Origin of the sequence: Paenibacillus protaetiae, from assembly GCF_004135365.1 — a bacterium.
Taxonomy (GTDB): Bacteria; Bacillota; Bacilli; order Paenibacillales; family Paenibacillaceae; genus Paenibacillus_AP; species Paenibacillus_AP protaetiae.
This window is the reverse complement of record NZ_CP035492.1, coordinates 4111599-4133762: the sequence shown is the minus strand read 5'-3', so window position 1 is coordinate 4133762 and position 22164 is coordinate 4111599. Positions and strand designations below refer to the sequence as shown.

Below are 22164 nucleotides of genomic sequence, written 5' to 3'. Positions count from 1 at the left end.
ATAAACCAATACTCTGAATTCTTTCGGGACTTGGCACCCCTCGCAACTACCATGATGTAAATATCGTTTCGAGGCGATGTGTGATAGGCATAGGCATCGGTGACAAAGTTGAAGCTTGTAGGCTTTCTCGGCATGCTTGGCGCCGACGGAGCGAGCCGCCAGCCCCAGAAGTTCTCCAGCCCTACGCTCACCGCTGTGCCGCTTCATGTCGACCCAGCGGTGAATTTGGTTCTTGACGCAACGAAGCTATAGTATATAGACAGGCGCTCCAAGATTAGGTGCAGCGTACGCGCCATCTGCTGCAACAGGCACTTATAGAAATTGTCCGAAAAAAAGGGTTTCGAGGCGACGCGCATTCACGATATTACCGAGCTGGCTAACGTAAACCGAGGAACTTTTTACTTCACTTTGCAGATAAATATATGTTATTAGATGAAGTAGTCCGGAATTATTTCCAACAACAACTTGCTAATCCCCTCCCTGCCCAGCCTAAGTGGGATAGAGACACGTTAAGGTTGCTCATCCTGGCCGTATTGGACCGCTTCGAGACACCGACACCCTTCTTCTCGTATTCCATCCACCTTGCATAACCTGCTACAAATAAATAATGAGTTAATATTTGATAAACCTCATTTACAAACCGATGGTCGGTTTTTATAATGAAAATAATAACACTAATCCATCGTTAAAAGAACACGGAGGCATTACTTTGATGCATGAGGAACGTAGGGAGCAAACAACCAGGCCGCTGCTTGATTCGATCAAAGAACTGATACGGGAAAAAGGGTGTCACTCTATCACTATGAAGGACATCATGGAAAAATCGGGATTGTCAAAGGGCGTTATCTTCCATTACGTGAAGAGCAAGGATGAGATCTTTGCCTGGATGCTGCAGGAGCGGCTCGAAGAGACAAACGATCATTTTATGAATGCAGTGGAACAAGGTGCTGATCTATTTACTTGGAAAGGAAGATCAGCCTATCGTCTCGGAAACTCTCAATCAGTATTATGAGCGGTTAAATAGAGAAAGAAAGGAAGAATATATCATGAACTTGTGGTTAACGTTGCATCTAGTTGGAGTCGTGGTATTCGTAGGAAATATCATTACTGCAGCATTTTGGAAAGTTCGTGCGGATTTGTCGAAAAACCCGGCCGTCATTCACAGCACGGTAAAAAACGTCATGCTTGCCGATTATGTATTTACGCTCCCGGGTCTCGTGATCATCGTTGTCTCGGGTATTGTGATGGCCGTACAGGCGAAAATGCCGCTGTCGGGACTGAATTGGCTTATGCTATCGCTAATTTTGTTTGCCGTTACCGGCGTGATCTGGTTAGCCATTCTCATTCCACTGCAGCGCAGAATGATCCGTCATAGCGCTCAATGCATCGAAAGCGGGCGCATCTCCAATGCCTATCATCAAGCTTCCCGCTATTGGGCCGTCTTCGGAATTCCCGCGACATTGCTGCCGATCATCATATTATTTCTCATGATAACGAAAAGCTTCTAAACGGAGAGATAAAATGGCACCTCTATTTGCGCTTGTTGTTTCGTAGCTGTTGTTCTGGGTTCTTGGGCTGTTCGGCTGGTCTTATTTCGACAATTGGCATTCTCCGCTTCAGACGGCAGCGGCCATCATGCTGCTGCTTACAGCTTCCGCCCACTGGGGAAAAAGACGGCCTGATCTCATTCGGATGATCCCGCCTGCTTTTCCAAAACCGGATTGGATTGTGATGGCCACCGGGTGGCTGGAAATTGCGGGTGCCTCGGCATTCCGTTCCCCGCTACCTCTCACGCGGGTTCCATCTGTTTGGCGGTTCTACTCGTGACCATGTTTCCTTCCAATGTAAAGGCAGCCCGGGAAGAAGGATTAACTATCCGGCCCTTTAGCTTAATGACGTCTTCTGTTAGCACTTTATTTTCTCAACCTGATCCGCTCAAACATTGCTCATACACTACCTAGGGTGATTTTCTTGTCGCTATCGCAGTATCAAGGGATTTTCACATCCATAAATAAACGACAAGAAAATGCGTACAAATGAAAAAGAACCTTGATATATCAAGGTTCTAAATCGGGATTATCCTGTCGTTGTACTTTTTTGAGCGCGATCGTCCGGCTCGCTTCAAACTGGTATCCGCCTGTTTTTTTAAACTCTTCCGGCGACATGCCGGTCTGCTGCTTGAACATGCGGCTGAAATGCGCCAAATGCTTGAAGCCAAGCCGGATGCCCGCTTCCGTGACCGACAGGTCCGGCTGCAGCAGAAACAATATTTTCGCCTCGTTAATCCGCCGCCGGTACACATACTGGAATATGGTAACGCCGGTTACTTCCTTGAAAATTTTGGACAAATACGATTTGGTCAAATGAAGTTTGTCCTCCAGCTGCTCCAAATGCAAATCGTCCGTATAACAGGACTCCAGCGCAGTGACGATATCCTGCACCGCCCGTTCTTTGCTTGACACCGCATCCGCTTTATCCTTCATCGGCAGCATACACTGGTCATAAATGAAGTAAAGCATATCGACAAAAGCAAGCGTCAACCGGTTGTCGCTAATCTGCCCTCCGCGCTGTTTATGCCCGTTCATCGCTTCCAGCATCGCTTCCATCCGCTCCTTTTGCTCGCCCTGCAGCCGGATCCGGTAGTTTCTCAGCTGCTCAAACGGCAGCAAAATGTTGAGCGCGTTCGGAAGTTCCGTATACGGCTTTACAAACGACGGTTCAAAATGAATGATGGAGCGGACATAAGGAACGGACGGATCAATCTTCGAGCAATGAAGCGTCATGCCGTACATCACAATCAAATCGCCCGGAGCAAGCGCATAAACCTTGTCGCCAATCAAATAATTGCATATACCCTCATGAAAGTAATAGACCTCATAAAACGTATGGGAATGGAATTCCGGTTCAATTGGGCGGCTGTTCCGGTACGTAAAATCAATCATGCCTCCAGCAGTTCCCTCATATAGCCGGCAAATGCTTGCAGCATATCTGCAGACTGCTCATATTGCTGGCTGAAATCCTCAACGCCCAAATAACCGTCATAGCCGATCGCCTTCAAATCCTGGATAACTTGCTTCCAATCCACGATCCCCGCTTTCATGCCGGTCCAGCTGCAGTTCCATGCAACCGCCCCATCCTCGCGCGTGTCGCCCGGCTTCCAAGCCGCGTTTTTGACATGCACGTGAGCCAGGTACGGACCAAGCAGCTCGAGGCCCATCCGGTAGTTTTCGAACCCTTCGTATACCATATTGCCCGGATCATACAATACGCCCACTTGATCGGGGTTTAAACCTTCTACAAGCCGGTAAGCTGCGGAAGCGCTAGGCGCAATCGTCACATGATGGGTTTCGACCAGCCCTTTCACCCCATATTGCCCGCACAGCTCGGCCGCTTCGCGCAAATAAGCCCGCTCCAGCTCAAACAGCTCGTTAAAAGGTTTGGTTCGGTCATACCCCGGCACCCCAAGCCGGATGTAAGAGGCGCCAAGCCGGCGCGCCGTGCGCAGCACATTTTCCGTTTCAGCAAGGTCGCCAGCCTGCAAGTAAGGCGTGACGCTAATCGTGGACAACCCGTTTGCTTCCGCCGCACGTCCGAAACGATCTGCGAGTTCTTCTCCTCCGGATGGGAAGATCGTACAAATATTGTTGCCCCAGAACGATGGTTTCATCGTCTCTGCGCCTTCCGGCGCTTCTTTATACCGCCACTCCACGCCTTGAATGCCGGCCTGCTTGGCAGCGGCTGCGAGCTGCTCCGGCGTAAGCTCCGGCGTCGCTACCGTAAATACAGAAAGCTTCATTCCCGCTAACCTCCTCTTATTGGCTGAACCGCATGAAATCGAATCGCATGAAATCTATTAATTCAATCGAATTGCCTGGCGCTCCGCTTCCAGACAAAGCTCCGCCGCTTTAAAGGCATGGTCTTGCGTCATCGCCAGCTCTGTCCGGTTCAGGCAGTCCAGAATAAGCGCTCCGAAATACGGATACCCGACTTTGCCGTTTGTATCAATATAATGCTCGCCTTCCTGGTTGACCAGATACAGATTATTGCCTTCCGCCCTGCGCGCAACATCCACATATTTACGCAATTCGATATAACCATCGGTTCCGAGAATAACGGTTCGGCCGTCGCCCCATACGGACAAGCCGTTTGGCGTCAGCCAGTCAACGCGGAAGTAATTCGTTGCGCCGTTGTCGCCGATAAGCGTTGCATCGCCAAAGTCTTCAAGCTCCGGATACTGCGGATTGTTGAAGTTGCCGACCTTGCTGCTTTGCACCTTGGCATCCTTGCAGCCGGCATAATACAGGAACTGCTCGATTTGGTGGCTGCCGATATCGCACAGAATACCGCCGTAAAATTCCTTGCGGAAAAACCAGTCCGGACGCGAAGGCGCGTTCAGGCGGTGCGGCCCAAGACCAAGCACTTGCACGACTTTGCCGATTGCTCCATCCTTCACGAGCTGGCCGGCAAATTCGGCGCTTTCCACATGAATCCGTTCGCTGTAGTACACGGCATATTTTTTCCCTGTTGCCGCTACCGTCCGCTTAGCCGCCGCCAGCTGGTCAAGTGTCGTAAACGGCGCTTTATCGACAAAATAATCTTTGCCGTGTTCCATCACTTCAATGCCAAGCGGCCCTCTCAAGCTTGTCACGGCCGAAGAGGCTACCAGCTTGATTTCTTTATCCTGCAATATCTCTTCTTTGGAGCTTGCGGCGCGTACGCCCGGATACCGGTCGCAAAACGCCTTCAGCCGCGTTGGATCGGGGTCGTACGCCAGCTTTAAGGTCGCGCCCGCTTCAATAAGCCCGTTGCACATACCATAAATATGGCCATGGTCCAAGTTCAAGGCCGCGAAATAAAATTCGCCCGGGCCGACAACCGGCTGCGGTTTGCCTTCCGGCGCATAGTTCATGCCGTTTGCTTTACTCATCGTTTTCCCCTGCTTTCCGTTTGGAATTAGAATGTTCCCTTCAAATCAACCACTTTGCCGCCTTCTGCCGGCGCTTTCTGGAATGTGGACTCGCGGATGCGCTCTTGCAGCTTCTCATAAAACAAATCTTCGTTAATCGGGAAATCCACCCAGTCATTCGTCCAGGTCGACAGCAGCATCGCGTTCGACAACATCAAGCCGTTGATGCCTTCTACCCCCGGTGCAAGCAGCTTGGTTCCTTTCAGAATCGCATCCGCCCAGTTTTGCGTAATGCGCTGATGCTCTCCATCTTGCGCTTCAGCTGTTGGCACATCAATCTTCCAGCATTCCGGCGATCCGAACCCGCCCTTGAACGTGCGGTTAAATTCCGTCTCGGATTCACGCAGCCGCCAGAAGGTCAGCTTTCCGTCCTCTACCACAAGTTTGCCGCGCTCGCCGGAAATTTCATAACGGTTAGTTCCGGGCGCTTCAAACGTCGACGTTACAAATACGCCGGAGGCGCCGTTTTCATATTCCACGTAAGCGGTGACATCATTCTCGACCTCAATGTTGCGGTGTTTGCCAAACGAACAAAACGCGCGCATCCGTTTAGGCTTGAGGCCGGTTGTCCACTGCCACAAATCAAGCTGATGCGGATCCTGGTTAATAAGGACGCCGCCGCCTTCGCCGGCCCATGTGCCGCGCCAGCCGCCCATATCGTAATAGCTTTGCGAACGGTACCAGTTCGTAATAATCCAGTTGGTGCGGCGAACCTCGCCCAGCTCGCCGGATGAAATGATATCTTTCATTTTGGCGTACAGCGGATTCGTCCGCTGGTTGTACATAATGCCGAATACTTTATCGCTTGCCGCTGCCGCTTCGTTCATCTCGCGCACTTGCTTCGTATAAACGCCGGCCGGCTTTTCAATCAATACATGGAGTCCTGCATGCAGCGCCTTAATCGCTTCGGTCGGATGGTCAAAATGAGGCGTGCAAATCAAAACACCGTCAATTTCTCCGGAACGGTACATTTCGTCAGGGCTGCTATACGTTTTCAAATGAGATCCGAACTTCGAAACGGCTTGATCCAGCATCACCTGGCTGCTGTCAGCCACCGCTGTCAGCACAGCGCCTTTCACTGCCCCCTCAGTCAAATACTTCGCATGACCACTGCCCATATTGCCTATGCCTACAATACCTAAACGCACCTTCTCCACTCTTAACGCACCTTCTTCTTAATGGATAACTTTCAAGTACTATGCTGACATTGTATCATGTAACTGCTTACACTTCTTAATTGTCGTAAGCCAATTCCGAACATATATTTAACTGTGGTTGTACTGCCAGACAGATTCCACTTTGATTGTAGGTATACAAAAAAATGGACAAGCCGTCGCAGCTTGTCCATTCACAATCATATTAACGTTACTTGTCCTTAAATCAGCCGGCGGCTGCCGGGGGGCCCCTCTCGCTTCAGCAACGGCTGCTTGAGGAGCTGTTACGGGTGTTACGCCAGCTTCTTCACCATCGTTACATGAGGAATGCCTTCCTCCATAAATACATCGGACACCGTTTCATAACCAAGCTTGGCGTAAAACGGCTCAGCATGCGTCTGCCCGTTCAGCTTTGCTTTGGGCAAGCCCAGCTGTTCCCGGCCGACCTGCTCCAGCTTCGCCACAATCGCTTTGCCGATTCCGTATTTGCGGAATTCGGCCAGCACGCATATGCGCTCCAGCTTGGCATATTCGCCCAATGCGCGTACGCGGCCGACTCCGGCCGGCTGCCCGTTATAATAAGCAAGGACATGCACGCATTCGTCTTCATGCTCATCAATTTCAACGTCGGCCGAAACGCCCTGCTCCTCCACAAATACGTTCATACGAATGCGGTATGCTTCGTCCAATTGTTCTTTTGTTTCTACGCGGATCACTTCAACCATCGTAAATACTCCTCCTGGGTGTTAACTACCTAATGTATCTGCTTGTCCCGCAAGCTGCGGGACAAGTCTGCGCCATCCGGGATGTCCTGCTATTCCGCAAACAGCGGAACAAGCTCGATGCCGGCCGGCGAAATGCGCACCAGCCCTTTGTCGGATATACGCAGTGTCGGAATAACGACAAGCGCCAGCAGCGACAAGGTCATAAATGCATAATTTAAATCGCAGCCGGCTGAAGCTAATGCGCGGCTGATGGAGGCGGACTGCTCCGCCACCGTCTCGAACGGCTCGGTGGACATCAGGCCGGCAATGCGCAGCGGAAATTCCGTTACGCCTTCCTCCGTTACGACCGCAACGCCGCCCTGCTGCGAAATAACCGAATTGGCCGCTTGGGCCATCAGCTTATCGGAGCTGCCGATGACCACCACGTTGTGGCTGTCATGGGATACGGTCATCGCAATCGCAGCCGGTTTGTTGAAGCGGACATTGGAGACGAGTCCAACCGAACGGTTGCCGGTTTGATGATGGCGTTCGAATACGGCAATTTTGCAAATGCCGCCAGCCGGGTCCAGCTTCACTTTTCCGGCCTGCACAGGGACATTTACGATCCGCTCATTCGTTTCCACATGGTTCTCAATAACGTCGATCACTCTGGCCTTCACTTCACCGGATTCGATTGGCGCCGGAATGTCCAGCTGCTCCGCCATAATCGACGGCTCTAGATGAACCGAATGCAGCACTTCGTCCGGGTACGTATAAGAAGGCAGCTCCACCGCCATTTTGCCGTTTTCCGCCACTACAAGGCCAGCTGCAATTGTCGTTACGACATGGACATCCGCCAAATTGCCGTCCAGCAAAATAATATCGGCATAATTGCCCGGCACAACCGCGCCGATATCCCGCTGCAGGCCAAACCGCTCCGCCGTGTTGATCGTCGCCATCTGGAAAGCCGTTACCGGCTTAACGCCCTGCGAAATCGCATGGCGAACCACAAAGTCCATATGCCCCTCGTCGCGCAGCGATTCCGAGCTGCGGTCATCCGTCACCAGCATCATGCGGCGTGTATCAATGCTCGATTCGGTATGGGCTTTGATCGTTTGCGCAACGTCATGCCAAGCGGAGCCTCTGCGCATTTTGGCATACATGCCTAACCGGACGCGCTCGATCACATCTTCCGCCGTTACGCATTCATGGTCGCCCGTTACGCCGGCAGCAGCGTAAACCGGCAGCCGCCAATCCGTCGCCCCCCATGTAAAATGCCCGTCGACGTATCTGCCCGCTTTCAGCGTCTCTTGAATTTCACCGATCATTTTATCGTCGCCGTATACAACGCCAGGAAAGTTCATCACTTCGCCCAAGGCGATCACATCCGGCCCCCATGTATACGTCTCTGCCACTTCCGCCGGACCAAGCGAAGCGCCGGTTGTCTCAAAATGCGGGCCGGTCGACGGCACGCACGAAGGCGCCTGCAAATAAGCGGCAAGCGGCGTCTGCCGCGCCTCCTCCAGCATGTAGCGGATGCCCAGCAAGCCGCATACGTTAGCAATTTCATGCGGGTCAAAAAATCCGCCGGTCGTTCCGAGCGGCAGTACTGCTCTTGCAAACTCGGTAACGGTCAGCTGCGTGCTTTCAATATGGCAATGCCCGTCCAGCAAGCCCGGCGCGATATATTTGCCCGCCGCGTCAATGACTGTGGTGTCCGGGCCGATCATATGCGAGACATCCTTCCCGACATACGCAATACGCGAGCCGTACACCCCAACCGAAATACCCGGCACAATCTCGCCGGATACAACATTCACCAGCTTGCCGTTCGTAATAACGAGCGACGCCTTCAAGTCGCCGCGCGCTGCGGCAACAAGCTCGGGCACATCTTCATGCAGCGGTTTTCTCGTAAACACCATATACCCCTCCTATCCGTATGATCAAAGAAAAAAACGGCGTCAGCCGTTTTTTTCGCTTATTGCTTTTGCGTTACTGCTTTGTACGCTTATTGCTTTGTAATAATAACCGGTCCGTCCGCCGTAATGGCAAGCGTATGCTCATATTGCGCGGACAATCCGCCGTCCTGCGTTCTCGCAGTCCAGCCGTCGGCGTCGATTTTGCTGCGCCATGTTCCGGTGTTAAGCATCGGCTCGATTGTAATAACCATGCCTTCCTTCAGGCGCACGCCTTTGCCCGCCGGGCCGTAATGCGGAACCTGCGGCTCCTCGTGCATTTCCTGCCCGATGCCGTGGCCGATAAACTCGCGTACAACGGAAAAACCTTCCGCTTCGGCATAGGTTTGGATCGCATGGCCGATATCGCCAATCCGGTTGCCGATAACCGCTTGCTCGATGCCTTTATACATCGACTCTTCCGTAACGCGCAGCAAATGCGCCGCCTGCTCGGAAACTTGCCCTACCGCATACGACCAGGCCGAATCGGCCAGCCAGCCGTCCACATTCACCACCATATCGATCGTCACGATATCCCCGTCTTTCAGCACCTGCGTTTTGGAAGGGAAGCCGTGGCAAATCACATCATTTACCGACGCGCATGTCGCAAACGGATAACCATTGTATCCTTTTTGCTCAGGTATGGCATGATTTTCTTTCAGAAACTTTTCTACAAACTGGTCGATCTCGTACGTCGTAATGCCCGGACGGATCAAGCCTCTGATTTCTCTATGGCAAGCCGCCAAAATTTCTCCGGCTTTTTGCATTTTGGCAATTTCATCTTTGGTTTTAATAATAATCATTGTGCACCTCATTCACATAAGTGAAAACCGTTCCCTCATCGATTTTCCTGCAATATATCTATTATAACAACGGCAAGCCGTGACAACAAATAGAATAAAAAAACAACTTGCGCCCGGCTTCCGGTGCCATCCATCCGATTCCACAGCAGCAGCCCGTGAAAAAAGGAATAACATATGCTACAATACGAGGATTGAAATCGGCATATCGTAACAGGGGGGTTCGAATTTTATTATGCTTATTATCGGAATCGCCGGGGGAACCGGCTCCGGCAAAACGACAGTAGCCCGTTCCGTCATGGAGCGCTTGGGCGCGGATAACGTCACGTTTATTTCCCAAGACAACTATTATAAGGACAACCCGCATCTTACGTATGCGGAAAGAGAAAAAATCAACTACGATCACCCGTTGGCATTCGATAACGAGCAGCTGATCGCAGATTTGAAGCTGCTGCTCAGCGGTCAGGAAGTCCAGGCGCCGCTTTACGATTTTTCCTTGCACGCCCGCTCCCGCCACACGGAGCTGCTGCTTCCGAAAAAAATCGTCATGATCGAAGGGCTTCATGTTTTGTCCGATGCTAACCTGCGGGAGCTGCTCGCCATCAAAGTATTTGTCGATACCGATCCCGATGTGCGCATTTTGCGCCGGGTGCTCCGCGATATCGAGGAGCGCGGCCGGTCAATCCAGTCCGTTCACGACCAATATTTGAACACCGTGAAACCGATGCATGATGCTTTTATCGAGCCGTCCAAAAAATACGCCGATCTGATAATTCCGGAAGGCGGGCATAACGAGATTGGCGTCCAGCTGCTAACTGTTCTTACCGAAAAATATTTGAACGACGACCCGCTCCAATAACCAGCTCGGCCGTTCCTGAACCAAAGGGCGGCCATCCGTTGTCCCTGCTTATGTTTTTGCAGGACAGCGCATAAAAAAGCCCGCAGCATAACGCTTTATAGCGCTTGCTGCGGGCTTTTCGCCTATTGCCGGCCACAAGGCTTCCGCCACGCCAGGCACTGGTTCATCGCAAAAACGGCTTCCGCCTTCTAGCGGAAAAACCGGCCCAGCTCCTGTACGATCGCTTCCTGCGTGCCGTCTACAACGATTTGGCGCCGCGGCTGGTCAAACAAGCGGGCAATCGGCTCAGGGAACGTTTGCTCAATGCTGCACAAGCGGATCGCTTCATCAAACTTCGCCGGATGCGCCGTCGCCAGCGACACGCATACGCCGCCTGCTTCGCATTGATCCGCTGCCGCTACGCCGCATGCGGAATGCGGGTCAAGCAGATAGCCCGTCTCCTCTTTATAACGGCGAATCGTATTTAAGCATTCTTCGCCAACGACGCCGTGCGCGGCGAAGTCTTCCTGCACCTGGCGAAGCGTATCGCCATTCACCACAATTTGCCCTTCGCGCTTGAAGCCCTCCATCAGCGATACGACCGCTTCCGGATTTTCACCCAGCACGTAATACAAATAACGTTCGAAGTTGCTCGCCACTTGGATGTCCATCGAAGGGCTGTATGTGCTTTGGAAGTTGCCCGGCTTGTAAATGCCTTCTTTCACAAACCGCTCCAAAATATTGTTTTCGTTCGTGGCCAAAATGAGCTTGCCGACCGGAAGGCCCATCCGTTTCGCCAAGTAACCTGCAAAAATATCGCCAAAATTGCCGGTTGGCACGCTGAAATCCACTTTTCCAGAGACGCCTTGTTTTTGCAGTTGGAAATAAGCATAGAAATAATAAACCGTCTGCGCCAAAATGCGCACAAAGTTAATCGAGTTGATCGCGGCCAAATGATTGGTTGTTTTATAATTCACATCAGCAAACAACTCTTTAATGATACGCTGGCAATCATCGAAATTGCCGTGAACGGACAGGTTCAGCACATTATCTTCCTGCACCGTTGTCATCTGCAGCTCCTGCACCTTGCTCACCTTTTGGTGCGGATGAAGGATGCAGATTTTAATGCCTTCCTTGCCTTTCACGCCTTCGATAGCCGAAGCGCCCGTATCACCGGATGTTGCGCCAAGGATATGGATTTTACGGCCGTCTTTTTTCGCTACATACGAATACAGTTCGCCCATCAGCTGCAAAGCGATGTCCTTAAACGCAAAAGTCGGCCCGTGGAACAGCTCCAGCAGGAACAGGCCATCCTTCAGCTTACGGACCGGCGTTACTTCCTCATCGCGGAACCGGCCGTAGCTCGCATACACCATTTGCTTCAAATCAGCTTCCGGAATTTCGCCGTTTGTGTAATAGCTGAATATTTCGAGCATCAGCTCTTGGAAGGTTAAATTTTGCCATTGCTTCAGCGTTGCTTCTTCAATAACCGGAATTTGTGCCGGCACAAGCAACCCTCCGTCATTGCCAAGCCCCATCAAAAAAGCATCAATAAACCCGATTTGTCCAACATTGCCTCGCGTACTGATAAAGCGCATGAACTTAATCCCCCTTAACCTTTGCAAGCAAAACGTCTGCCCCGCAGCCTCAATCTGCGGCGGCCGCCAACTCTTTGTACTCCATCATATCATCCTCCCCGCCAATAATCGACTGTATCGTGAAAATTTTCAGATTTAATGGCAGGGCCTATTTTAATACAGATTAAATGTGCATTTAATTTTGTTCTAATAAATCAGGGCTATACTGCATATAGAAAACAATACAGGAGGGATGAAACGTGATTGTGTTTGACGTCATTGTGAATGGAGAAGTGAAAGAAACGATTAAACCGCTCAATCAGAAGCTGAAAGATATTTACTTGTTTATGCAAAAGGAATCGCACGGCTTAACCCAAAAATACGGCGCCAACATTTATTTGAACCGCCGGATGGAATACAAATAACGATAAAAAAGATGCCCGTCCAGGCCATCTTTTTTTTGTTTGCGCCGAATATAGCCAACAATGAACGGCCGTACTATACTTAGAGCAATACGCAGAGCTGCCTGTACAGGAAGCTGCGCATCAGGACGGGAACAGGTGAACACTTATGGCCATTTTGCAATTTATTGCGCCTCCGCTGCCGCACTATATCATTGGCGGCTATATGGAAACAGAGCCGGGCTGGAAGCATTTGAACCGGCGGAATATCGGCATATTTGATTTGATCGTAGTGCTGGACGGCTGCATATACGTCAAGGAGGATGACAACGAATATGAAGTTCCAGCCGGACATGCTTTAATTTTGCGGCCCGACTGCCACCATTACGGCATAAAAGGCAGCGAAGGGCGCACCAAAAGCTATTGGGTGCATTTTCAAGCTGCCGGCAAATGGGGGGCTGTCGATCAAGCCGAGAATAAAGACGATGAACCGGATCACCTTCAAGGGAAAAGAGCTTTCACCGTCCAGACGTTTAAAATGCTGCTCCCCCAGTTCATCCGATTATCGCAGCCTGCTATCGTTTACGATAAACTGCGGCAGCTCGTTTCCCTGGAGAACGGCTCCCAGTCCAGCAACGCCCGCTGGAAGCAGCAGCTAATTTTCCAGCAAATCATCGAGCTGCTGAATGCATCCTTTGATATGCATACGGTTTTGCCCGCAGCCAGCGTTGCAGAGCAAGCGGCCACCTATTTGCGCAAGCATTATAATGAGGATGTTTCGATCAAACTGATGAGCGAAAAGTTGAACTTTCATCCCGTTTATATCGCACGCTGTATGCAGAAGGAGCTTGGGTGCTCTCCTGTTGAATATTTGAACCGTTACCGGCTGGAGCAGGCGAAGCTTTTTTTGCTGCAGACCGATTTGCCGGTCAGCCATATCGCACAGCAGGTCGGCTTTCAGCAGTCGGCTTATTTCAGCACGACGTTTACCCGGTACGAAGGCATTTCGCCGCGTGAATACCGCAAGCGGTTCCGTATTGTCCCGTGAACGCAGCCGCTATGCGGACAAATAAAAAAAGCCTTGCCGGAGCAAGACTTGTTCGTTGGCTTGGTTATGGTGCGGTAGAGAGGACTCGAACCTCCACGAGCGTACGCCCACTACCCCCTCAAGATAGCGTGTCTGCCATTCCACCACTACCGCACATAAAAAAATAAAAGTGAGCCATGAAGGACTCGAACCTTCGACACCCTGATTAAAAGTCAGGTGCTCTACCAACTGAGCTAATGGCTCGTGCTGTCATCTATCGAAATCAACTGCCCTCAGCCGGTTCGTAGTGAATAATAAAGATGGTGACCCGTAGGGGATTCGAACCCCTGTTACCTCCGTGAAAGGGAGGTGTCTTAACCCCTTGACCAACGGGCCAAGCATTTCAACAAAAAAAACGATGGCGGAGAGAGAGGGATTCGAACCCTCGCACCACTTGCGCAGTCTAACCCCTTAGCAGAGGGTCCCCTTGAGCCACTTGGGTATCTCTCCATGGCTCCCCGAACAGGACTCGAACCTGTGACAACTCGATTAACAGTCGAGTGCTCTACCAACTGAGCTATCAGGGAATATTTTTGTTAAAAATGCTGTTCGTTGCACGCCGTTCAAACGGCGGCGACAAGTAATAATTTATCATGGCATGTCTTCTATGTCAAGCATAATTAATGATAATTTTCCGCGGCATTTGCCGCATACATATTTTGCGGGATCGACCTTCCGCTTCCGCAAATATTCCATGCCGCATCTTTTACAGATGAGCTTATATTTGTGCGGAATCGGCTTGCGCGCCGTACGCTCAGGCAGCGATTTGCAAAAACGCGATCCGCCCACTTGCGCCAGCAGCAGCTTAAAATCAGCATCCCGGTGCCGATAGCCCCGCCGCAGCAAATGAAGATGATAATGGCACAGCTCATGCTTAATGATTTTTTCCGTTTCCTCTTTGCCAAACGCTTCCAGCTGATGCGGGCTGATCTCGATATGATGCGACTTTGTAAAATACCGTCCTCCGGTCGCCTTCAGCCTCCCGTTAAACGTCGCCTGATGTTTGAAGGGCCGTCCAAAATATTGCAGCGATACGCGTTCGACCCACTGCTGCAGCATTTCATTTGTCATCGTTATTCTCCCCTAACTACTTGAATTGTAAAGGGTTCATACGATACACTGTCAAGTAGCAATTGTTGAACAATACGTATAATGCTATTTCCATAAAAGCCGATGTACCGAGGGGAGTTTACTCACAATGCCTGCTATGCGTTATGTACTAATGTCCAATTCCGATCGAATGACTTTCGTAGAAATGCCCGCTACCCATGCTTATCAGCTCAGCGCATTAAACTTGCGCCTGCACAAAGAGATGGACAAGCTGACTGCCGACAGCGTTCCGTCGTTGCCAAGAGCAATCGCTGAATGCGATAACGTCGAGCTTCACGATCCGTCTGCTGCTGTCGTCTCCGGCCTGGATTACATCAACGGGCTGGAAAAAGAGTTCGCCGGCATCAAAGAAACGGCTTATCCGCTCGTTGCGCTGCTTACGGAAATCCGCGCGCTGCAAGCCCAGCTGGAGCAGTGGTATGAGGAAGAATACGCGGAATAATCGCGTTGGACCTGCACAAACGGCTCCTTCCGCCCATATCTTAGTGTTACAACAGGTTAGGGCTCGGAAGGAGGACGGTGCGTATGCCGCAATGGCTATGCAATCAATTGATGCGCGCTTTTCAGAAGAAGGACAGCCGCCAGATCAAGCTGCTGAATGACTGCTGGTATTTTTACCGGAGCAAACAAAACCATGGAGAAAGTGAAAAGCTGAACCGGCTTTAACCCGCTTAGGTTAAGCTAACCACGGAAGCCGGCTCCGGCACATCCTTGCAGCATTACTGGCCGCTGGTCATCCATTACACATACAATTTCAAAAAAAATCCCGCGTGCAGCGCTGAATAAGCGCCGTACGCGGGATTTTTTCACAGCTGTTATTAAAATTGGTTCCAATGAACAATCTCGCCGATTGGCAGGCGTGTCGTTGGACGGCCCGGCGTCGCCGCTTTGCCGATTGGCAGCAGCAGCAGCGGATGGAGATGTTCCGGCAGGTTGAGCAGCTCTTTAAGCCCATCGCGGTTGTAGCCGCCCATTGGTACCGTATCGTAGCCTTTGGACTTCGCAATCAGCATAATTTGCATTGCAACAAGCCCGCCGTCAAAGTTAACAATTTCCAGCATGCGTTCTCTAGGCAGCGAACGGTAAAGCTTGTTGGAGTTTTCAACAAAACGTTCTTTGACGTCCTGCGGCATAAAGCCGGCTTCTACGGCAGAACCGTAAATTTGCTCCAGCTTCTCATACAGGTGCAGATCGCCCAAAATAACGATAACCGCCGATGCATCTTCAACTTGCTGCTGGTTGTTGGCAACCGGTTTAAGCTGTTTTTTCAGCTCCGGATCGGTGATGACAACAAAACGCCAGCTTTGCGTATTCGAGGACGATGGCGCTTTGGTAGCCAGCTCCAAAATTTCGGTCAGCTCGGCATCCGAAATAACGGCAGTAGGGTCATAATGACGAACCGAATGGCGTTCCTTCAAAATCGTAAACAAGTCATTAGAAGCCAAAACAGAATGACTCATACCTAAATCCCTCCACTTATCTGTGTAATAATTTGCTCAGTTCATCCAATAAAAAAACAGTGTACAAAAGGACACAGGATCAACGATGACGATGAACTGTAACTAATTTAACCACAGTATAAAACGGATGCATGCTCCTGTCAATTACTTAAAAATTGACGGGAGCTTACATCCGCTATGAGACGTCGCTTTCGTTGTGATTCAGCGTAATTAATGCAGCAGCTGGCGCATCCTTTAGCATGCTCATTTTCTCTTCGCATATTCGGGATGCAAGCTGGGCAATGGTATAATGGCTCAGCACCTCGATCGTCATCTGCTCCAATTCGTTTGTAATGTCAATAAATGCTGATTTCATCTCTTGACCGAAAGCGCTTACACCTGTCGTATCAAGCATACCGCTGCTTAATGGCTGGCCTACCCTCATTGCCAAATAAACTTCCGCGAGGGTAATACTGTCGGCAGGGCGGCTTAATCGGTATCCTCCATCTCGCCCTTCCCTTGTCGATACGATACCGGCTTTAGCCAGCTTAGCCAAAACACGCCTGAGTAATGTCGCTTCCGAACAAAGCTTTGGCGCAATCTCGGAGCTGGAGACGGCGCATGTTTTGTGGGAAAGAACAACCAACGCTTGCAGCGACAGTCCAAACCATTTATGATTTCGCGGGCTGGTGCATTTCTCTTCGCGCATTTGATCTCTCCTTTCCCTGTTAGGTCTTAAGTCTCAACCTTCCTGCTCTATGCAACATTATAAAGGGCTTGCCGATAGCTCAGCAAGCCCTTTCCAATATTTCCATTACGGCTTGCGCATCGTCAAGCCAACTCTGCCTTTTTTCAGATCAACATTCAATACCCAGACGGTTACATTGTCGCCTACGGACACCACATCCATCGGGTGCTTGACGAATTTATCGCTCATTTGCGAAATATGGACAAGACCATCATTTTTAATGCCGATATCGACAAAAGCGCCAAAGTCAATGACGTTGCGGACCGTGCCCTGCAGTTCCATGCCCGGCGTCAAATCTTCGATCTGCAGCACATCGGTATGGAAAATCGGCGGCGGCAGCTCCTCGCGGGGATCGCGGCCGGGCCGCAGCAGGCTGTCGACGATATCACGCAAGGTCGGCACGCCGACGCCAAGTACGGGAGCAAGCTGCTCGGCATTAACACTCGACAGTTTCTGTTTCAGCTCCTCTGCGCCCAGCTTCGTTTCATCCAGCCCAAGCTCGGCAAACAGCTTGTCCACAACACCGTAGGATTCCGGATGAATCGGCGTGTTATCGAGCGGATTGCTGCCTTCGGATATGCGCAGGAAGCCTGCTGCCTGCTCGTACGCTTTGGCGCCGAGGCGCGGCACTTTTTGCAGCTCTTGGCGTTTGGAGAATTTGCCGTGCTCCTCGCGGTGCTTCACGATATTGCGGGCAAGCGTCATGTTAATGCCCGCCACATAAGACAGCAATGACGCCGAAGCCGTGTTGACGTTTACGCCAACATGGTTAACCGCCGATTCGACAACGCCGCCCAAGCTTTCATCCAGCCGCTTTTGGCTGACGTCATGCTGGTATTGTCCGACGCCGATTGCTTTAGGTTCAATTTTGACCAGCTCAGCTAACGGATCCTGCAGCCTGCGTGCAATGGAAGCAGCACTCCGCTCCGCGACGTCAAGATCCGGAAATTCCTCCTGCGCGAGTTTGGATGCGGAATACACACTGGCGCCGGCTTCATTGACAATAATATATTTCAGCTTATGTCCGCCTGACCGTTTGCCGATCAACCCGGCAATAAATTGTTCCGTTTCGCGGGAAGCCGTGCCGTTGCCGATCACAATAAGTTCGACGCCGTATTTATCAATCAGGCCGTTAATAATCCGCTCCGCTTCCGCAACCTTATTGTTAGGCGGTGTCGGGTAGGTTACCGCCACTTCCAGCAGCTTGCCCGTATCGTCTACGACGGCCAGCTTGCAGCCGGTCCGGTACGCCGGATCAACGCCAAGCACTACATGCCCGGGCACCGGCGGCTGAAGCAGCAAATTGCGCAAATTGGCGGAAAAGATGGAAATGGCGTGTTCCTCCGCTTTTTCCGTCAGATCGTTCCGCACTTCCCGTTCGATAGACGGCGCAATAAGCCGTTTGTACGCATCTTCGATTACTGCGGCAAGCGTATCGCGGACTGCGGCGGCCGTTCCGCCGCGAATGATTTTACGCTGCATATGCTCATAGATGCGCTCTGCCGGCACTTCAAAGGAGACGCGAAGCACCTCTTCGCGCTCGCCCCTGTTAATGGCAAGCGTCCGGTGCGGCGGCAGCTTGCGCAGCGGCTCCCGGTAATCGTAATACATTTCGTAGACCGACTCGGCGTCCTTATCTTTAGCCACTGTACGGAGCTGTCCTTGGTCAAACGTAAACTTGCGCACCCAGCCGCGGATCGCCGCTTCGTCGGCAATGTTCTCCGCCAGAATGTCCATCGCGCCCTGCAGCGCTTCCTCCGCCGTTGCAACAGCCCCCTTAACGTAACGGGCCGCCTCCTGCAGCGGTTCGCCTTGCCTTGGCTGCGACCATATCCAGAGCGCAAGCGGCTCCAGCCCTTTTTCCTTGGCGACGCTCGCCCGCGTTTTCCGTTTTTGCCGGTAAGGGCGGTATAAATCCTCCACCTCTTGCAGCTTGGAAGCTGCCTCTATCCATTCGCGAAGCTCATCCGTCAGCTTGCCCTGATCGTCAATAAGCCGGATGACTTCCCGTTTACGGTCTTCCAAATTGCGTTTGTATTGCAGCTTCTCTTCAATCGCCCGCAATTCGTTTTCATCCAGCTCGCCTGTCATTTCTTTGCGGTATCGGGCGATAAAAGGAATCGTGTTCCCTTCATCCAGCAGCGCTGCAGCCGCCTTTACCTTCGTAAGCGGCAAAGCCAGCTCCGCGGCAACCGCTTTAACGATACGCGCCTGCTCTTCGGCGATCTGCTCCGGTGTGCGAACGTTCGCCCCGGTTTCTTCCGTTTCTGCTTCCATAAGCCGTTTATCTTTTGTTTCCGCCAAACCGCATACACCCTTCCATCCCATCATATTGCCGCCTAACGATAAACCTTAACTACACCATTGTCTCAAAATATAAAGCGGATTGCCAATGCCTGCAGGCAGAAGAAAAGCCACATACGCCATACAAACGCATGTGGCTTCGGTATGCAGCCCGGCTGTACAACATTTACCTGGCTTTGGCGTACGGATTGTTGGCCATTTCAAATCCAATCGTCGTCCGCGGTCCATGGCCCGGATAAACGTTCACATCCGGCTCCAGCTTATACAGCTTCGTTTCAATGGAATCGTATAGATCCCGTTCGCGGCCGCCCGGCAGGTCGGTCCGTCCGACCGACATCTTAAACAACACGTCGCCGGAGAAAAGCTCTTTGTTCCACAAAAAGCTGACGCTGCCCGGCGAATGGCCCGGCGTATGCATCACATGGAACGTTTCCCCGATCAGCTGCAGCTGCTGTCCTTCATCCAGCGCATATTCCGCTGGTTCGGCTGTAAGGGGGGCGTTGCGTCCGGCCAGCGGGCCGAGCCGTTTTTTTTCGGATCGGTCAGCCAGTCGGCCTCCAAATCATGAACGTACACCGGACAGCCTGACGCCTGGCGCACCGCATCCACGCCGGCCATATGGTCGAAGTGGGCATGGGTGAGCAGCACCGCTTCTATCGTAATGCCGCTGATCCGATCCAGCAGCCGCTTCGGATTCATTCCGGGATCAATGACAATCCCCCGCTCCTTGCCTGCCGGATCGGTATTGGTCAGCAAGTAGGCGTTTGTCTGCAACGGCCCCAATGTAAAAGTTTCAATGCGCATAACCGCCCGCTCCTTTAAAACGAGCCGATCAGCTCGCGCAGCTCGCTAATGATAAGCGGATGGTAAGCGGCGCCTTCGCCATAACGTCTCATTATTTCTTTGCGTGTCTCTGCCAGGTTCGTTTCGTAATCCGCCGCGTTCCGGTCCGGATTGTTTTGTTTGAACTGGACCATCGCCTCTTGCACATAACTTGGCCTTGGACCCCATTTGCCAAGCACCTGTCCTTGCTCATCCGTAAATATAACGACCGGAATGGAACGGCCGCCAAACGTGAGAAATTGGTCCATCGTGTCCAGATGCTGTTCCATAATCAGCACTTCTACCGGTATTTGCGCCGCTTCCAGCGCATGCAGCACTACAGGGATATTGCGAACCGCATCTCCGCACCAGTCCGCCATCAGAATAAAGCAGCGGAGCGAATGCTTGCCGGAGAGCGATTCAAAAAAAGACCGGTCTTCCGCGCTTGGCCATTCAAATTTATCGTACCAGCCTGTGAACGCCTCTTTGTTTTTGGTCATGCCTTCAATAAACTGGGCAGGCGTAATGCCCGTTCCGATTTTATCAGCCAATTGAATGCTCATATGTATTCATCCTCCTTAAGGAATAAATTATACCGATTTGCCTTTGGATCTTAAAAATTTGTAAAGGACATAAATAACAAGCACCGCAAGCGCAATGAGAATGGCCGGCTGTACATATTGGCCTGCTTCGCTTTCGATGTCGTCCCATCTGGCTCCAAGCTCTTTGCCCAAATAAACGAACAACAGCGACCAAGGAAGCGATGCCAGCGCCGTCAGCAGCGTAAACAAACCAAAATTCATGCGGGCCATGCCGGCAGGCACGGAAATAACTTGGCGCATAACCGGGATGAACCGGGCCGTAAATACGATGCCTGAGCCGTATTTCTTGAACCACCCCTCGGCAATGTCGACATGTTTTTGTTTAATTTTAATATATTTGCCGTATTTGTTGATGAGCGGTCGTCCCCCGTACCGGCCAAGCGCGTACAATATCCAGTTCTGACCGATTGCCCCGAGCACTCCGAATAGGACAGCGCCCGCATATGAAATTTTCCCCTCCGATACCAGGTAGCCGCCGTAAGCCAATACAACTTCACTTGGAATGACCTCGACCAGAAGCCCGATCAGGATGCCGAAATAGCCGAGTTGCTCGATCCATAACAGCACGTCGTGAAGAAGATTCGATATGAAATCCATTTCTTGTTATCCTCCGCTCTTCTCCTCATTCTATCTCTCCAACGTATTCTATCACAGAGCCGGACATTCCTTCCAGTTTGGCAAAAGCGGATCCCGAAGTCCCTTATTTGCTGCGTGGCCAACGGCCGGCCGAGTGACCCGGCCGGAGACAGATGCATAACTTACATTATCCAGATGGAAAGGAGTCGGTCTGCCTTGTCTTCTCATACGCCCAGCCCCAAGCATAATACAGCTGCAGGGTATCCGACCGCGCGCAAAATACGCCGCGCCTGCAGCAATGAGCTGTACCGGACAGCCAAACGGCTGAAACTATATGTTGCGCCGAAACAGATGGAAGAAGCGGAACGGTATTATTTTAAGAAGGTAGCGGAAAACCTGCTTTATATCCATGAGCATCAAAGCAACCGGAAGCTGCTTGCGGACTGGTGGGAAACAAACGTAAGCGAGGAAATCGCTAGGCTTTGGAATGTAGATGCCGTCAAGCTGAATGCGGCATTCCGGGAAGCGTTCGGCGCCGCTTAAAAGCTGCGCCTTTATAGGCCAATCCAAAGCGGAGCCATGCCGCAAGGGCCGTAACGAACAAAAGCATGCCGGGCGCAGCGCCGGACATGCTTTTGTTCGTTATGATTCCTCTTCTTGAAGCTGAAAAACGGATACCGTTCGCGTATTCACCGGATTATTGCCTACTTGAACGGTAGCCACGCCGTTATCGGCATCCACTTTCTCAATCCAGACCGGATCGCCGTCCAGCTTGACGCTAATCGTTTCCTTCGCATTATAAATTTGTTTCGCGCGTTCAACGTTCACAAGTTACACCTCTTTTGGCCTGAATAACGCTTCTATTCTTTATCAAACATCGTGTCGGTTGTCGACTCTTCAATCAAGCCGTTGTGCAAAGTGACGGTTCCTCCGCCCAGCCCTTCATTGACCATTCGATCGATATCCATGTAGTATTGCTCGCGTCCTTCATGCCTTGTATCCGGCAATGCTTCCGGATTCGTTTCTTTATTGTCTTCCACCCGAGCTCCACCTCCTGAATAAGTTGATTTCCGGTCACTTA

26 protein-coding genes, 5 tRNA genes and 1 pseudogene are annotated in these 22164 nt (G+C 51.5%); 10 read left to right on the top strand and 22 right to left on the bottom strand.

The genetic code is table 11. The annotated features are described in order from the left end of the window. The first annotated feature begins 99 nt into the window (after nucleotides 1-99). The 4 genes from ET464_RS19930 (at nucleotide 100) to ET464_RS19160 (ending at nucleotide 1508) form a co-directional block, all read left to right on the top strand. Nucleotides 100-252 (top strand): hypothetical protein, encoded by a 153-nt coding sequence (locus ET464_RS19930; RefSeq protein ID WP_165280060.1) that lies wholly within the window; start codon nucleotides 100-102, stop codon nucleotides 250-252. Between the two features lie 69 nt (nucleotides 253-321). Further along, nucleotides 322-432: a TetR family transcriptional regulator gene (locus ET464_RS20945; RefSeq protein WP_129443697.1), complete on the top strand. Its 111-nt coding sequence runs from the start codon at nucleotides 322-324 to the stop codon at nucleotides 430-432. 280 nt (nucleotides 433-712) lie between these two features. Continuing rightward, nucleotides 713-1012, top strand: a complete 300-nt coding sequence (locus tag ET464_RS19165; RefSeq protein ID WP_244226785.1) for a TetR/AcrR family transcriptional regulator — start codon at nucleotides 713-715, stop codon at nucleotides 1010-1012. Between the two features lie 34 nt (nucleotides 1013-1046). Further along, a complete protein-coding gene (locus tag ET464_RS19160) occupies nucleotides 1047-1508 on the top strand; it encodes a DUF2269 family protein (RefSeq protein WP_129444595.1) in 462 nt (153 codons plus the stop codon). 549 nt (nucleotides 1509-2057) lie between these two features. On the opposite strand, the gene ET464_RS19155 is transcribed toward ET464_RS19160, so the two are convergent. The 7 genes from ET464_RS19155 to map all read right to left on the bottom strand — a co-directional run bounded on the left by ET464_RS19155 (nucleotide 2058) and on the right by map (nucleotide 9582). Further along, on the bottom strand, nucleotides 2058-2942 hold the full coding sequence (locus ET464_RS19155; protein WP_129443695.1) for an AraC family transcriptional regulator: 885 nt from the start codon (nucleotides 2940-2942) through the stop codon (nucleotides 2058-2060). After that, a complete protein-coding gene (locus ET464_RS19150) occupies nucleotides 2939-3796 on the bottom strand; it encodes a sugar phosphate isomerase/epimerase family protein (RefSeq protein WP_129443693.1) in 858 nt (285 codons plus the stop codon). The genes ET464_RS19155 and ET464_RS19150 overlap by 4 nt, the downstream gene beginning before the upstream one ends. 57 nt (nucleotides 3797-3853) lie before the next feature. Continuing rightward, the gene (locus ET464_RS19145) at nucleotides 3854-4927 is read right to left on the bottom strand and encodes a Gfo/Idh/MocA family protein (RefSeq protein WP_129443691.1); all 1074 of its coding nucleotides are present in this window, start codon (nucleotides 4925-4927) and stop codon (nucleotides 3854-3856) included. 26 nt (nucleotides 4928-4953) lie between these two features. Then, a complete protein-coding gene (locus ET464_RS19140; protein ID WP_129443689.1) occupies nucleotides 4954-6123 on the bottom strand; it encodes a Gfo/Idh/MocA family protein in 1170 nt (389 codons plus the stop codon). 290 nt (nucleotides 6124-6413) lie between these two features. Next, the gene (locus ET464_RS19135) at nucleotides 6414-6845 is read right to left on the bottom strand and encodes a GNAT family N-acetyltransferase (protein ID WP_129443688.1); all 432 of its coding nucleotides are present in this window, start codon (nucleotides 6843-6845) and stop codon (nucleotides 6414-6416) included. Between the two features lie 89 nt (nucleotides 6846-6934). Next, a complete protein-coding gene (gene ade, locus ET464_RS19130; RefSeq protein WP_129443687.1) occupies nucleotides 6935-8746 on the bottom strand; it encodes an adenine deaminase in 1812 nt (603 codons plus the stop codon). Nucleotides 8747-8832: 86 nt separating this feature from the next. Continuing rightward, a complete protein-coding gene (map, locus tag ET464_RS19125; RefSeq protein ID WP_129443685.1) occupies nucleotides 8833-9582 on the bottom strand; it encodes a type I methionyl aminopeptidase in 750 nt (249 codons plus the stop codon). Between the two features lie 232 nt (nucleotides 9583-9814). Between map and udk the strand changes: the two genes are divergently transcribed. Then, nucleotides 9815-10438 carry a uridine kinase gene (udk, locus tag ET464_RS19120; RefSeq protein WP_129443683.1) on the top strand — a complete coding sequence of 208 codons (624 nt, stop codon included), beginning with the start codon at nucleotides 9815-9817 and terminating at the stop codon, nucleotides 10436-10438. A gap of 188 nt (nucleotides 10439-10626) precedes the next feature. Here the strand turns inward: udk and thrC are convergent, their stop codons facing one another. Next, the gene (gene thrC, locus ET464_RS19115) at nucleotides 10627-12015 is read right to left on the bottom strand and encodes a threonine synthase (RefSeq protein WP_129443681.1); all 1389 of its coding nucleotides are present in this window, start codon (nucleotides 12013-12015) and stop codon (nucleotides 10627-10629) included. Nucleotides 12016-12254: 239 nt separating this feature from the next. Between thrC and ET464_RS19110 the strand changes: the two genes are divergently transcribed. Then, nucleotides 12255-12419: a mechanosensitive ion channel protein MscL gene (locus ET464_RS19110; RefSeq protein WP_129443679.1), complete on the top strand. Its 165-nt coding sequence runs from the start codon at nucleotides 12255-12257 to the stop codon at nucleotides 12417-12419. 145 nt (nucleotides 12420-12564) lie between these two features. After that, nucleotides 12565-13443 carry an AraC family transcriptional regulator gene (locus tag ET464_RS19105; protein WP_129443677.1) on the top strand — a complete coding sequence of 293 codons (879 nt, stop codon included), beginning with the start codon at nucleotides 12565-12567 and terminating at the stop codon, nucleotides 13441-13443. A gap of 67 nt (nucleotides 13444-13510) precedes the next feature. On the opposite strand, the gene ET464_RS19100 is transcribed toward ET464_RS19105, so the two are convergent. The 6 genes from ET464_RS19100 to ET464_RS19075 all read right to left on the bottom strand — a co-directional run bounded on the left by ET464_RS19100 (nucleotide 13511) and on the right by ET464_RS19075 (nucleotide 14553). Next, nucleotides 13511-13596 (bottom strand) — tRNA-Leu (locus ET464_RS19100). 17 nt (nucleotides 13597-13613) lie between these two features. Further along, a tRNA-Lys gene (locus ET464_RS19095) sits at nucleotides 13614-13686 on the bottom strand. Between the two features lie 57 nt (nucleotides 13687-13743). Beyond that, a tRNA-Glu gene (locus ET464_RS19090) sits at nucleotides 13744-13818 on the bottom strand. Nucleotides 13819-13841: 23 nt separating this feature from the next. Further along, nucleotides 13842-13932: transfer RNA gene (locus ET464_RS19085), tRNA-Ser, on the bottom strand. A gap of 1 nt (nucleotide 13933) precedes the next feature. Further along, nucleotides 13934-14009: transfer RNA gene (locus ET464_RS19080), tRNA-Asn, on the bottom strand. A 64-nt stretch (nucleotides 14010-14073) separates the two neighbouring features. Beyond that, nucleotides 14074-14553, bottom strand: a complete 480-nt coding sequence (locus tag ET464_RS19075; RefSeq protein ID WP_129443675.1) for a SprT family protein — start codon at nucleotides 14551-14553, stop codon at nucleotides 14074-14076. Between the two features lie 127 nt (nucleotides 14554-14680). Between ET464_RS19075 and ET464_RS19070 the strand changes: the two genes are divergently transcribed. Both ET464_RS19070 and cmpA read left to right on the top strand, forming a co-directional pair. After that, complete coding sequence (locus ET464_RS19070) at nucleotides 14681-15034, top strand: hydrolase/acyltransferase (protein ID WP_129443673.1); 354 nt, start codon at nucleotides 14681-14683, stop codon at nucleotides 15032-15034. Nucleotides 15035-15117: 83 nt separating this feature from the next. Further along, entirely contained in the window at nucleotides 15118-15258 is a 141-nt protein-coding gene (gene cmpA, locus ET464_RS19065) for a cortex morphogenetic protein CmpA (RefSeq protein WP_129443671.1), read from the top strand. A 152-nt stretch (nucleotides 15259-15410) separates the two neighbouring features. Here cmpA and ET464_RS19060 read toward each other — a convergent pair whose 3' ends face one another. From ET464_RS19060 to uptA, 6 genes and pseudogenes are all read right to left on the bottom strand, one after another. After that, the gene (locus ET464_RS19060; RefSeq protein WP_129443669.1) at nucleotides 15411-16052 is read right to left on the bottom strand and encodes a nitroreductase family protein; all 642 of its coding nucleotides are present in this window, start codon (nucleotides 16050-16052) and stop codon (nucleotides 15411-15413) included. A 175-nt stretch (nucleotides 16053-16227) separates the two neighbouring features. Further along, the gene (locus tag ET464_RS19055) at nucleotides 16228-16740 is read right to left on the bottom strand and encodes an RrF2 family transcriptional regulator (RefSeq protein WP_129443667.1); all 513 of its coding nucleotides are present in this window, start codon (nucleotides 16738-16740) and stop codon (nucleotides 16228-16230) included. Nucleotides 16741-16845: 105 nt separating this feature from the next. After that, nucleotides 16846-19056, bottom strand: a complete 2211-nt coding sequence (locus tag ET464_RS19050) for a Tex family protein (RefSeq protein WP_129444593.1) — start codon at nucleotides 19054-19056, stop codon at nucleotides 16846-16848. A gap of 193 nt (nucleotides 19057-19249) precedes the next feature. Further along, a pseudogene (locus ET464_RS19045) lies at nucleotides 19250-19887 on the bottom strand (MBL fold metallo-hydrolase). Between the two features lie 14 nt (nucleotides 19888-19901). Next, a complete protein-coding gene (locus ET464_RS19040) occupies nucleotides 19902-20468 on the bottom strand; it encodes a thioredoxin family protein (RefSeq protein WP_129443665.1) in 567 nt (188 codons plus the stop codon). Nucleotides 20469-20495: 27 nt separating this feature from the next. Further along, on the bottom strand, nucleotides 20496-21104 hold the full coding sequence (gene uptA, locus ET464_RS19035; RefSeq protein WP_129443663.1) for an undecaprenyl phosphate transporter UptA: 609 nt from the start codon (nucleotides 21102-21104) through the stop codon (nucleotides 20496-20498). Between the two features lie 174 nt (nucleotides 21105-21278). Between uptA and ET464_RS19030 the strand changes: the two genes are divergently transcribed. Then, a complete protein-coding gene (locus ET464_RS19030) occupies nucleotides 21279-21626 on the top strand; it encodes a dehydrogenase (protein WP_208543869.1) in 348 nt (115 codons plus the stop codon). Nucleotides 21627-21725: 99 nt separating this feature from the next. Here ET464_RS19030 and ET464_RS19025 read toward each other — a convergent pair whose 3' ends face one another. After that, a complete protein-coding gene (locus tag ET464_RS19025; protein ID WP_129443659.1) occupies nucleotides 21726-21911 on the bottom strand; it encodes an H-type small acid-soluble spore protein in 186 nt (61 codons plus the stop codon). 32 nt (nucleotides 21912-21943) lie between these two features. Further along, nucleotides 21944-22123: a hypothetical protein gene (locus tag ET464_RS19020; RefSeq protein ID WP_129443657.1), complete on the bottom strand. Its 180-nt coding sequence runs from the start codon at nucleotides 22121-22123 to the stop codon at nucleotides 21944-21946. Nucleotides 22124-22164: the final 41 nt, after the last annotated feature.